This window comes from Pseudomonas sp. CFII68 (assembly GCF_000416195.1).
In the GTDB taxonomy this organism is placed as follows: Bacteria; Pseudomonadota; Gammaproteobacteria; order Pseudomonadales; family Pseudomonadaceae; genus Aquipseudomonas; species Aquipseudomonas kilonensis.
The window spans coordinates 1-12,419 of sequence record NZ_ATLN01000048.1; the positions used below are offsets into that span (position 1 = coordinate 1).

Sequence of the window (12,419 nt, forward strand, 5' to 3'; positions counted from 1 at the left end):
GGAGCAAAGCTTGCTCGCGATAGCGGGGTGTTGAATGTACTGGCGCCATCGCGGGCAAGCCTTGCTCCCACATGGGGTCCTGGCGTTAGTAGGTTTGGAGATAACGCTTATTCGAAACCAATCTGCCGGGCGGGGGCATTTATGGTGGTTCGGCAGCGTCCTATCTGGTGAACCGGCCTGTTCAGAACTAGATTTTCTTGAGCGCCGTCAGGCCCCGGCTTTATCCGGAAAAGAAGGAAGTGGCTATGAACAAGCTTCTACGCATGATGTTTTTGCTGAAGGTGTTGGTGATGCTGTCCCTGGGCTCCACGGCTGCGTGGGCCGAATGCGATGAGCATGAGAAGCACGCGTCGAGTGGCTCGGTGGTTCAAGGTGAGTTGATGCTGGCAGCAGCGGATTCGGATTCCGACGAGCAGGATGATGGCGAATCGAGTCCAGACGAGCCGGACGATGACGGAGCGCCCTCCGACGAGGGTGGAGACATGGGGGAAGAGGAGGGCGATAGCCAGACTTAAGACCCTTGGAAAAAAAAGCCCTCCTACCCGATCAAACAGCTGGTCGGGGGAGGGTTTTTTCATGTGTCAGGCTGATACACCGGGGAGGCTGTTTTGGGGGCCGCTTCGCGGCCCAGCGGGAGCAAGCTCCCTCGCCACAAGGGCTTTTCTGCCTTCAGTGCTTTGCTGCCTTTTATCCTTACGCCGCACCTTCGAGGAACCGCTCGGCGTAATGACACGCCACCTGCCGGTTATCCAGCAAACGCAAGGCCGGCTCTTCAGTCTTGCAACGCTCGGTCGCATACGGGCAGCGCTTGTGGAAGGCGCAGCCGGACGGTGGGTTGAGTGGGTTGGGCAGTTCGCCGACGATCTTGATCTTCGGCTTGTTCGGGTCCGGGTGGATGGTCGGGGTGGCCGACAGCAGCGCCTGGGTGTACGGGTGCAGCGGGCGGCTGTAGATGGACTCGTTGGGGCCCATCTCCACCGGGCGGCCGAGGTACATCACCATCACGTCGTCGGCCACGTGCTGCACCACCGCCAGGTTGTGGGAAATGAACACGTAGGCGGTGTTGAATTCCTGCTGCAGGTCCATGAACAGGTTCAGCACCTGAGCCTGGATCGACACGTCCAGCGCCGACGTCGGTTCGTCCGCCACCAGCACCTTGGGTTGCAGCATCATGGCGCGGGCCAGGGCGATGCGTTGGCGCTGGCCACCGGAGAACATGTGCGGGTAGCGCTGGTAATGCTCGGGGCGCAGGCCCACCTGCTTCATCATGGCCTGGACTTTTTCCCGTCGCTCGGTGGCCGACAGGCTGGTGTTGATCAGCAATGGCTCGGCCAGTTGATCACCGATTTTCTGCCGTGGGTTGAGGGACGCGTAGGGGCTCTGGAACACCATCTGCACGTCTTTACGCAATTGCTTGCGTTCGGCCTTGTTGGCGCCGGTCACTTCCTGGCCGGCGATTTTCAGGGAGCCGGAGGACGGCTCTTCGATCAGCGTCAGGGCCCGGGCGAGGGTGGATTTGCCGCAACCGGATTCGCCGACCACGGCCAGGGTCTTGCCGGCTTCGAGTTCGAACGACACACCGTTGAGGGCGCGCACGGTCGCATGGCCCTTGAACATGCCGCGGGACACTTCGTAATGACGGGTCAGGTCACGGGCGGTAAGTACGACGGCCATCACGCCACCTCCTGGTTCAACGGGTAGAAGCAGCGGGCGAGGCTGTTGGATTTCGGATCGAGGGCCGGGCGTTGTTGACGGCAGTTGTCCTGCACGTACGGGCAACGCGGCGACAGCAGGCAACCTTGTGGACGGTCGTAGCGACCGGGCACGATGCCGGGCAAGGTCGCCAGGCGCTCGGCGCCCATGCTGTGCTCTGGAATCGCCGCCAGCAGCGCTTCGCTGTAGGGGTGGGCCGGAATGTCGAACAGCTGCGGCACCTGGCCCACTTCCACGGCTTGGCCGGCGTACATCACGCACACGCGCTGGGCGGTTTCAGCCACCACGGCGAGGTCGTGGGTGATCAGCACCAGGCCCATGTCCTGCTCTTTTTGCAGGGCCAGCAGCAGGTCCATGATCTGTGCCTGGATGGTCACGTCCAAGGCGGTGGTCGGTTCATCGGCGATCAGCAGCTTCGGCTCGCCGGCAATCGCCATGGCAATCGCCACACGCTGGCTCATGCCGCCGGACAGTTGATGCGGGTAGGCGTCCATGCGGCTGGCGGCGCCGGGGATCTCGACTTTTTCCAGCAGTTCGATGGCGCGCTTGCGGGCGGCCTTGCCGGACATCTTCAGGTGCAGGCGCAGCACTTCTTCGATCTGGAAACCCACGGTGTAGCTGGGGTTGAGCGCGGTCATCGGGTCCTGGAAGACCATCGCCAGGTCCTTGCCGACGATCTGCCGGCGTTGGCGGTTGCTCAGCTTGAGCATGTTCTTGCCGTCGAAGTTCAGCGCGTCGGCGGTGACGATGCCGGGGTGCTCGATCAGGCCCATCAGCGCCATCATGGTCACGGATTTACCCGAGCCCGATTCGCCGACGATGGCCAGGACTTCGCCTTTTTCCACGCTCAGGTCGAGGCCGTCGACCACCGGCACGGCGGTGGCGTCGCCGAAGCGGACGTTGAGATTCTTGATTTCTAGCAGTGACATGGGAATCTCCTCAGGCGGCATTCTTGAGTTTCGGGTCCAGCGCATCGCGCAGCCCGTCGCCCATCAGGTTGATTGCCAGCACGCTGAGCAAAATGGTCAAGCCAGGCAGGCTCACGACCCACCAGGCGCGTTCGATGTAGTCGCGGGCCGAAGCCAGCATGGTGCCCCACTCCGGGGTCGGCGGCTGCACGCCGAGGCCGAGGAAGCCCAGGGCGGCGGCGTCGAGGATCGCCGAGGAAAAGCTCAGCGTTGCCTGGACGATCAGCGGTGCCATGCAGTTGGGCAGCACGGTGATGAACATCAGGCGCGGCAGGCCGGCACCGGCCAGGCGGGCGGCGGTCACGTAGTCGCGGTTCAGTTCGCCCATCACGGCGGCACGGGTCAGGCGCACGTAGGACGGCAACGACACGATGGCGATGGCGATCACGGTGTTGATCAGGCCTGGGCCGAGGATGGCGACGATCGCCACGGCCAGCAGCAGCGAAGGCAGGGCGAGCATGATGTCCATCAGGCGCATGATGGTCGGGCCGAGCAGGCGCGGGAAAAACCCTGCGAACAGCCCCAGCAGGATGCCCGGAATCAACGACATCACCACCGACGACAAACCGATCAGCAGCGACAGGCGCGAACCCTGGATCAGGCGCGACAGCAAGTCACGGCCCAGCTCGTCGGTGCCCAGCAGGAACTGGATCTGCCCGCCTTCAAGCCACGCCGGCGGCGTCAGCAGGAATTCGCGGTACTGCTCGCTCGGGTCGTGAGGCGCGACCCACGGCGCGAAGAGCGCGCAGAACACGATCAAGGTCATGAACAGCAGCCCGGCCACGGCGCCCTTGTTGCGGGAAAACGCCTGCCAGAATTCTTTGTACGGGGACGGGTACAGCAGGCTTTGATCGACTGCTACCGCGGTAGTTGGAGTACTCATGGTTTTGATCTCAGCGCTGGTGACGAATGCGTGGGTTGGCAAAGCCGTAGAGGATGTCCACGACGAAGTTGACCAGAATCACCAGGCAGGCGATTAACAGGATGCCGTTCTGCACCACGGGATAGTCCCGGGCGCCGATGGCTTCGATCAGCCACTTGCCGATGCCCGGCCAGGAGAAGATCGTTTCGGTCAGGACCGCACCGGCCAGCAGCGTGCCGACTTGCAGGCCGACCACGGTCAGCACCGGGATCAGCGCGTTGCGCAGGCCGTGCACGAACACCACGCGCGACGGCGACAGGCCTTTGGCGCGGGCGGTGCGGATGTAGTCTTCGCGCAGCACTTCGAGCATCGAAGAGCGGGTCATGCGGGCGATCACCGCCAACGGAATGGTGCCCAGCACGATGGCCGGCAGGATCAGGTGATGCAGCGCATCGAGAAACGCGCCCGGCTCATCGGCCAGCAGGGTGTCGATCAGCATGAAGCCGGTTTTCGGCTCGATGTCGTAGAGCAGGTCGATCCGTCCCGACACCGGCGTCCAGCCCAGGGACACCGAGAAGAACATGATCAGGATCAGGCCCCACCAGAAGATCGGCATCGAATACCCCGCCAGGGAGATGCCCATCACCCCATGGTCGAACAGGGACCCTCGCTTGAGTGCCGCGATCACCCCGGCCAGCAGGCCCAGGATACCGGCGAACAACAGGGCGGCCATGGACAGTTCCAGGGTCGCGGGAAACAGTGAGCTGAACTCGGTCCATACGCTTTCACGGGTACGCAGCGATTCGCCGAGGTCGCCGTGGGCCAGTTTGCCGATGTAGTCCAGGTACTGGGCATACAGCGGTTTGTTAAGGCCAAGGCGTTCCATTGCCTGTGCATGCATTTCGGGATCGACCCGACGTTCGCCCATCATCACTTCCACGGGGTCGCCGGGGATCATGCGAATCAACGCGAAGGTCAGCAAGGTGATGCCGAAGAACGTGGGGATCAATAATCCCAGTCGGCGGGCAATAAAACTAAACATCTTCAGGTGTACCTCATCAGCCGGTTAGGCGTGCCCGGCAATCCCTGGGTCAGGGTTGCCGGGCGTCTTCTTGGCTTTGAACGGAAAGTGCCTGCGCGACGATCATGCTGCGTTGAAAACAGGCTCGGAATGCTCATTTACAACCCGTAAACTCCGCTTCCTCGCCTGTTTTCGCCTTGCCTGATCGCCGCTCGGCGACTTTCCGTTCAAACCCTTATCTACTTCACCTGGGTGGTGGCGAAGTTGTTGGTGGTGAGCGGGCTAATCACGTAGCCCTCTACGTTGTTGCGCATTGCAGTGAACATGCGGGTGTGGGCCATGCTGATCCAGGGTTGGTCCTGGTTGAAAATCACCTGGGCCTGTTCATAGAGCTTGATGCGCTCCTCGGGGTTCACTGTGGCGCGAGCCTGGTCGATCAGCGCCTGGAATTTCTCGTTGCACCAGCGCGCGTAGTTTTCGCCGTTCTTGGCGGCCTCGCAACTGAGCATAGGCGTCAGGAAGTTGTCCGGGTCGCCGTTGTCGCCCGCCCATCCGGCGGACACCATGTCGTGCTCGCCGTTTTTCGCGCGCTTGAGCATTTCGCCCCATTCCATCACGCGGATGTCGACCTTGATCCCGACCTTGGCCAGGTCCGCCTGCATCATTTGCGCGCCGAGCATCGGGTTGGGGTTGGTCGGGCCGCCGCCGTTGCGGGTGAACAGGGTGAACACGGTGCCTTCCGGCACGCCGGCTTCCTTGAGCAGCTGGCGAGCCTTGTCCAGGTCGCGGGTCGGGTTCTTCAGGTCGTGGTTGAAGCCCAGCAGGGTCGGCGGGTACGGGTTGACCGCCGCGGTGGCGTTGCCCTTGCCGAACAACGCGTTGACGTAGGCCTCCTTGTCGAACGCCAGGTCGATGGCTTTGCGCACCCGCACGTCGCTCATGTATTTGTGGCTGGTATTCATGGCGGTGTAGGAGACGGTCATCGCGTCCAGCTCGGCGACCTTCAGGTTCGGGTCTTTCTTGATGCCGGGGATGTCATCGGGTTTTGGATACAGCGCGATCTGGCACTCGTTGGTCTTGAGTTTCTGCATGCGCACGTTGTTGTCGGTGGCGATGGCCAGTACCAGCGCATCGGCCGGCGGCTTGCCACGGAAGTAGTCCGGGTTGGCCTTGAAGCGCACCTGGGCGTCCTTGTTGTAGCGCTGGAAGACGAACGGCCCGGTGCCGACTGGCTTGCTGTTGAGGTCGCCGGCCTTGCCGGCCTTGAGCAACTGGTCAGCGTATTCGGCCGGGTAGATCGAGGAGAAGGCCATGGCGATGTCAGCCAGGAACGGCGCTTCGCGACGGGTCAGGCTGAACTTGACCGTGTGTTCGTCGACTTTCTCGACGCTCTTGAGCAGTTCCTTGAAGCCCATGCTTTCAAAGTAGGGGAAGCCCACGCTCGACAGTTTGTGCCACGGGTGGTTCGGGTCCAGCTGGCGCTGGAAGCTCCAGACCACGTCGTCGGCGTTCATGTCGCGGGTCGGCTTGAAGTATTCGGTGGTGTGGAACTTGACGCCCTTGCGCAGGTGGAAGGTGTACGTCAGGCCATCGTCACTGATGTCCCAGGATTCGGCCAGGGCCGGAATCACTTCGGTGGTGCCGGGCTTGAAATCGGCCAGGCGATTGAAAATGGTTTCCGCCACGGCGTCGGCGGTGACTGCAGTCGTGTATTGGACCATGTCGAAGCCTTCCGGGCTGGCTTCTGTGCAAACCACCAGGGGTTTGGCCGTGGCGCCAACGGCGACACTCAGCAACGCGGCGGCGATGGCGGCGCGTAGGGGAATCATGTTCATCGTCAATCCTCTGCAATCGGGTAATTGGCAAAAGACCGGACGGGCGACCTTGTGAGTCGACCGCCCGGTAGCAGTTTAGAGAATGTTGAACGGGATGGTGGTGACCAGGCGGAACTCGTTGATGCTGCCATCGAGCTGATTACGGCTGGAGCGGTGTTCTGTGTAGGTGGCACGGATCGCCGTGGCCTTCAGAGGACCGCTTTGTACGGCGTAGGAAGCGCCGACGCCGGTTTCATAGTGGTTTTCATCGTTCAGGCCGCGCACGTCATAGGCGGTGCCGGTGTAGTGGGTGCCGTCGATGCCCCAGCCGCGAGCGCGGTAGACGTTGAACTTCAGGCCTGGCACGCCATATTCGGCCATGTTGATGCCGTAGGCGATCTGGAAGGATTTCTCGTTCGGGCCGTTGAAGTCCGACAGCAGGGAGTTGGCCAGGTAGATGCCGTTGGTTTCGTGCAGGTAGTCGAAGTATTCGTTACCGTTCACGGCCTGGTAAGAGAAGGTCAAGCTGTGAGCCTGGTGGGTCAGGCCCAACGACAGAGAGTAGGTATCGTTGTCGATTTCACCCATCTCTTTTTTGCCTTCATCCACGGTCTTGTAGTAGTTCAGACCGGTCGTCAGCGCCAGCACCGATGCGTCGCCCAACTCGTGGGTGGCGCCGAAGTAGTACTGGTTCCAGAAATCTTCGACCTTGGACGCGTACAGGCTGGTCTTCAGGCTCTTGAGCGGCTGATAGTTCAGGCCGACGACGCTGACCTTATCGGTTTCAGCATTGTTGTTGGTGTATTCGGAGCGGAATTTCGACAGGCTCTGTTCGGTCCGTGGAGATACGCGGTCAAACACGCCGGCGTCGAACGAGAGGTTGCTGAACTCTTCGCTGTGCAGGCTTACACCTTCGAAGCTCGAAGGCAGCGCACGGTTGCCGATCACATCGACGATCGGGGTACTGAAGTTCTGGCGACCGGCGGTCAGCGTGGTATTGGAAACCCGCGCCTTGACGTTGGCCAGGCCCAGCTTGCTCCATTGGTCCACGGCCTCGCCGTTGTTCTCGGCCAGCGTACGGTTGCCGCCGTTGGCGATATCCTTGCGGCTGCGGTCCAAGACCACGGCGTTGTAGGCAGCGACTTCGGTACTGAAGCCTACGGTGCCTTGGGTAAAGCCCGAGGTGTAATTGAGGATGGTGCCCTGAACCCAGTTGATACGACGATCGGTGGGACGTGTCTCGCCGTGTTTCTGGTAACTGAAATTGCCCCGTTTCAGCAGCTCGTTGGCGTACCAGTTACGCGTGGTGCCTGACAGGCTTTGGCCATCGAGGAAACCCTTGGCTTCGGATTGGGCGCTGGTGCTCGCCAGTTCGGTCGGAACGAAATCCTGGCTCTGGGATTCTGCGAACGCTGTTGCGCTAATGCTGCTGATGGCCAGGGCCAGTATCGCGGTGCTGCTCAGTTTCATGGGTAACGCTCCTTTTCTTTCTTTTTAATGCCGTTCTTTTTTGGTGATACGGCTATCGGTTTTTGCAACTCATTCACAGCTAGCAAACGTTTGCATGGCGCCTGATCGGCGAATTCAGGCAAGACGTCTGCGTGAGGGCTTCCAAAGGAAACCCTCGCTGTGTGGCTATACGGTTATGGGTTCAGGCTGACGCCCGAGAACACGTTGCGACCGAAGGGGCTGACTTTGAACCCTTCGACTTTGGCACTCAGCGGCTGGTTGACCGTCGAGTGGGCAACAGGGGTGATCGGCACTTGCTGCTTGAGCAACTGCTGGGCCTGTTTGTAGAGCACGGTGCGCTGGTCGCGGTCGGTGACGACCTTGGCCTGCTTGATCAGCTTGTCGTAGTCCTGGTCACACCACATGGAGTAGTTGTTGCCACCAATGGCATCGCAGCTGTACAGCGTGCCCAACCAGTTGTCCGGGTCCCCGTTGTCGCCGGTCCAGCCGATCAGGCTGATGTCGTGCTCGCCGTTCTTGGTGCGCTTGATGTACTCGCCCCATTCATAGCTGACGATCTTCACCTTCAAGCCGATCTTCGCCCAGTCGGCCTGGAGCATCTCGGCCATCAGCTTGGCGTTGGGGTTGTAAGGGCGCTGTACGGGCATGGCCCAGAGGGTGATTTCGGTGCCTTCCTTGACCCCGGCGGCCTTGAGCAGCTCCTTGGCTTTTTCCGGGTTGTAGGGAACGTCCTTGATGGTCTCGTCGTAGGACCATTGGGTCGGCGGCATGGCGTTCTGTGCCAGTTGCCCCGCGCCCTGGTACACGGCATTGAGGATGCCTTGCTTGTTCACCGCCATGTCCAGCGCCCGGCGCACGTCGACCTGGTCGAACGGCTTGTGGCGGGTGTTATAGGCGATGTAGCCCAGGTTGAAACCGGGCTTCTCGATCAACTGCAACTTGGGGTCGTTCTTCAAGGCTGGTACGTCGGCCGGACGCGGATGCAGGGTGACCTGGCATTCGTTGGCCTTGAGCTTCTGCACCCGCACCGAGGCGTCGGTGTTGATGGAGAAGATCAGGTTGTTCAGCTTGACCCGTTCCGGCGCCCAGTACTGCTGGTTGGCAACGTAGCGGATGTTGGAGTCTTTCTGGTAACTCTTGAACTCGAACGGCCCGGTGCCGATCGGCTTCTGGTTGATGTCGCTCGGTTTGCCGTTCTTGAGCAACTGGTCGGCGTACTCGGCCGACAGGATCGCGGCAAAACTCATGGCGATGTTCTGGATGAACGCGGCGTCCACGCTGTTGAGGGTCATGACCACGGTCAACGGCCCAGTCGCTTCCACCTTGGCGATGTTCTTGTTCAGGCTCATGCCGTTGAAGTACGGGAACTCGGTGGGGTAGGCCTTGCGGAACGGATGCTGCGGGTCAAGCATGCGGTTGAAGGTGAACAGCACGTCGTCGGCGTTGAAATCCCGGGTCGGTGTGAAGTAATCGGTGGTATGAAACTTCACCCCTTCGCGCAGGTGGAAGGTGTACTTCAGGCCGTCTTCGGAAATGTCCCAACGGGTCGCCAGGCCCGGGACGACATTGGTCGCGCCTTTTTCAAACTCGGCCAGGCGGTTGTACAGCGGTTCGGCGGCATCGTTGTCGGTGGCCGTGGTGTATTGCGCGGTGTCGAACCCAGCGGGGCTGCCTTCGGAACAGAACACCAGGCTGCCGCCAGCAGCCTGGGCTGCGGATGTCGCGGCCAACAGGCCGGTGCCCAGCAATGCGGATAAAACCAAGGTATGGCGCATGACGCTCCCTCTCTCGTTCGGGGTGTTTTAACAGTGAGCCGGTGTCTGTCCGAGGGCAGGTCCGGAGCACTGAGCTCATTCCATTGCGTAGCGATGCCGCAGGATCAGCAAGCCGTCCAGGCCCCGACGGTATGAGTCGTGGGCCTGGGGGTAAATGCGTAATGCCTGAAAGACTTGTGGGAAAAGGCGATACGTCCTAAACCAACTGCTGTGGTACGCAGTGCTTTTGGATGTAGGCGATTTCCTGAGTCTTGGCTTAAAGCAACGGCATGCCGTGGGAGCGAGCCCTGCTCGCGATGGTGTTGTTGGTACACCGCCATCGCGCTTAAAAAGGAGCCGCTACGCCCGAAGCGTCGGACCGGCCCAGCGGGAGCAAGCTCCCTCGCCACAGGTCACCTTATTTGCTGACGCTGACGCCGTAGAAGGAGTTCAAGCCAAATGGGCTGATCTTGAAATCCTGCACGTTGGCGCGCATGGGTTGATACACCGTCGAGTGAGCGATAGGTGTCATTGGCACGGCGTCCTTGAGGACGTGTTGTGCCTGTTTGTACAGTTCGGTGCGCTTGGACTGGTCGGAGGTGCGCTTGGCTTGCTTGACCAGATCGTCGAATTTCTTGTCGCACCATTTGGAGAAGTTGTTGCCGGCCAGCGAGTCGCAGCCGAACAGCACGTTGAGCCAGTTGTCCGGGTCACCGTTATCACCGCTCCAGCCGATGATCATCGCCTGGTTCTCGCCGCCTTTGGAACGCTTGATGTACTCGCCCCATTCGTAGCTGACGATGTTGACGTTCAGGCCGATTTTCTTCCAGTCGGACTGCAGCATCTCGGCCATCAATTTCGCGTTCGGGTTGTATGGACGCTGCACCGGCATCGCCCACAGGGTGATGTTGGTGCCTTCCTTGACGCCGGCTTCCTTGAGCAGCGCCTTGGCTTTCTCAGGGTCGTACTTGGCGTCCTTGATGGTGGTGTCGTAGGACCATTGGGTTGGCGGCATGGCGTTGACGGCCAACTGGCCGGCGCCCTGGTACACCGAGTCGATGATCTGCGGCTTGTTGACCGCCATGTCCAGCGCCTGGCGGACTTTCAGGTCAGCCAGCACGTTCGGCTCGTTGCTGCCCTTGATCTTGTCCATCACGTTATAGGCGATGTAGCCCAGGTTGAAACCCGCCTGGTCAGGCATCTTCAGCGTTTTATCTTCCTTCAGGGCCTTGAGGTCGGCCGGGCGTGGGAAGAGGGTGATCTGGCATTCGTTTTTCTTGAGTTTCTGCATGCGCACCGACGGGTCGGTGGTGATGGCGAAGATCAGGTTGTCGATCTTCACGTCGTCAGGTATCCAGTAGTCCTTGTTCCCGGTGTAGCGGATGTTGGAGTCTTTCTGGTAGCTCTTGAACACGAACGGGCCGGTGCCGACTGGCTTCTGGTTGATGTCGGAGGCCTTGCCTTCCTTGAGCAACTGGGCGGCGTATTCGGCGGACTGGATCGAGGCGAAGCTCATGGCCATGTTCTGGATGAACGCGGCGTCGACATCCTTGAGGGTGAACTTGACAGTGTGGTCGTCGACTTTATCGATCTTGGTGATGTTGGTGTCCATCCCCATGTCGGTGAAGTACGGGAACTCGGTCGGGTAGGCCTTACGGAACGGGTCATCCTTGCTGATCATGCGATTGAAGGTGAACAGCACGTCGTCGGCGTTGAATTCGCGGGTCGGCTTGAAGTACGGGGTGGTGTGGAACTTGACGCCTTCACGCAGATGGAAGGTGTAGGTCAGGCCGTCTTCGGAAATATCCCACTTGTTCGCCAGGCCAGGAATCACGGCGGTGCCGCCACGTTCGAACTGGGTCAGGCGGTTGAACATGGTCTCTGCAGAGGCGTCGAAGTCGGTTCCGGTGGTGTACTGACCAGGGTCAAAACCGGCCGGGCTCCCTTCGGAGCAGAACACCAGGTTAGTCGCGGCTTGGGCGAAAGGTGCGCTGGCTAATAAGCTTGCGCCGACTAAAAACGGAATGACCGCTTGTTTAAGCATGTTGGCCTCATGATTTGTTGTCATTTTTGGATTTGAGGGCGACCTCGTGAGTCGTCCTGCGGATACTTATGCAGGCCCCATACCCAATGCAAGATCCAGAGCGGCCACAAGCCCGAAACAGTGGCACGAACGTACCTTAATGTCGCATCTGTGTAACTTTCGACGCATTTGATCGTTTGCGCGTGTTTTTTCGGGGCAAATAGCGCTCTTTTCGGGGGCGTTTTTCGGCTGTAGTGCACCGGGAATGGGCGGGTGTTACCTCTTAAAACCCGCGCCGTAGAGGGGTATTAGGACCATGGGCTGAGTTTGAAATCCCTGTTTATCGTTCCAGTCAGTTGTCGGTTATCGGGGGGGGCAGATGTAAATCATTGCAGCATGTTCGCCATTTTTTGCGCGCTTGATGTGCTTGCTTCATTCATGCTGACGATGGTCTTGATCCAATTCTGCTGGAGCATTTGTGCTGGCATTCGTGCGTTAGGGTGGGATGTGCGTTGCACCGTCATTGCCCATACGTTGAGGGTGGTACTCGGCGCAACCTGCGGCTTCCCTGGGTGGCGCCTTGTTGTTTCGGGGACGAGGCTGTCTCTCCCGGCCGTACCCCCGTCAAGTCTGTGGGAGCAAAGCTTGCTCGCGAGGCGGCCTAATAGCCGACCTGTCTCTCCCGGTTGTACTTCGATCAAACTGTGGGAGCGAGCTTGCTCGCGATGGCGGCCTGACAGCCGGTCAGGGTTTTGTTGGCTGGGTACATATCCATTGCTGCGGTAACGGCCACT

The 12,419-nt window shown here is 60.3% G+C and carries 9 protein-coding genes and 1 pseudogene; 1 reads left to right on the top strand and 9 read right to left on the bottom strand.

Going from position 1 to position 12,419, the window contains the following annotated elements:
* Positions 1 to 245 precede the first annotated feature (245 nt).
* A complete protein-coding gene (locus CFII68_RS18235; protein ID WP_018604486.1) occupies positions 246 to 515 on the top strand; it encodes a hypothetical protein in 270 nt (89 codons plus the stop codon).
* 178 nt (positions 516 to 693) lie between these two features.
* Here the strand turns inward: CFII68_RS18235 and CFII68_RS18230 are convergent, their stop codons facing one another.
* The 9 genes and pseudogenes from CFII68_RS18230 to CFII68_RS28160 all read right to left on the bottom strand — a co-directional run.
* A complete protein-coding gene (locus tag CFII68_RS18230) occupies positions 694 to 1,674 on the bottom strand; it encodes a peptide ABC transporter ATP-binding protein (RefSeq protein ID WP_018604488.1) in 981 nt (326 codons plus the stop codon).
* Positions 1,674 to 2,642, bottom strand: coding sequence for an ABC transporter ATP-binding protein (locus CFII68_RS18225; protein WP_014336599.1), 969 nt, complete (start codon positions 2,640 to 2,642; stop codon positions 1,674 to 1,676). Before CFII68_RS18225 ends, CFII68_RS18230 begins: the two co-directional genes overlap by 1 nt.
* 10 nt (positions 2,643 to 2,652) lie before the next feature.
* Positions 2,653 to 3,564 carry an ABC transporter permease subunit gene (locus tag CFII68_RS18220; protein WP_018604492.1) on the bottom strand — a complete coding sequence of 304 codons (912 nt, stop codon included), beginning with the start codon at positions 3,562 to 3,564 and terminating at the stop codon, positions 2,653 to 2,655.
* 10 nt (positions 3,565 to 3,574) lie between these two features.
* Complete coding sequence (locus CFII68_RS18215) at positions 3,575 to 4,585, bottom strand: ABC transporter permease subunit (RefSeq protein ID WP_014336601.1); 1,011 nt, start codon at positions 4,583 to 4,585, stop codon at positions 3,575 to 3,577.
* A 218-nt stretch (positions 4,586 to 4,803) separates the two neighbouring features.
* A complete protein-coding gene (locus CFII68_RS18210) occupies positions 4,804 to 6,399 on the bottom strand; it encodes an ABC transporter substrate-binding protein (protein WP_018604494.1) in 1,596 nt (531 codons plus the stop codon).
* A 75-nt stretch (positions 6,400 to 6,474) separates the two neighbouring features.
* Complete coding sequence (locus tag CFII68_RS18205; protein WP_018604496.1) at positions 6,475 to 7,848, bottom strand: OprD family porin; 1,374 nt, start codon at positions 7,846 to 7,848, stop codon at positions 6,475 to 6,477.
* A 173-nt stretch (positions 7,849 to 8,021) separates the two neighbouring features.
* A complete protein-coding gene (locus tag CFII68_RS18200) occupies positions 8,022 to 9,623 on the bottom strand; it encodes an ABC transporter substrate-binding protein (protein WP_018604497.1) in 1,602 nt (533 codons plus the stop codon).
* Positions 9,624 to 10,020: 397 nt separating this feature from the next.
* Positions 10,021 to 11,646 carry an ABC transporter substrate-binding protein gene (locus tag CFII68_RS18195; protein WP_018604499.1) on the bottom strand — a complete coding sequence of 542 codons (1,626 nt, stop codon included), beginning with the start codon at positions 11,644 to 11,646 and terminating at the stop codon, positions 10,021 to 10,023.
* 360 nt (positions 11,647 to 12,006) lie between these two features.
* A pseudogene (locus CFII68_RS28160) lies at positions 12,007 to 12,182 on the bottom strand (ABC transporter substrate-binding protein); the annotation flags it as partial.
* Positions 12,183 to 12,419: the final 237 nt, after the last annotated feature.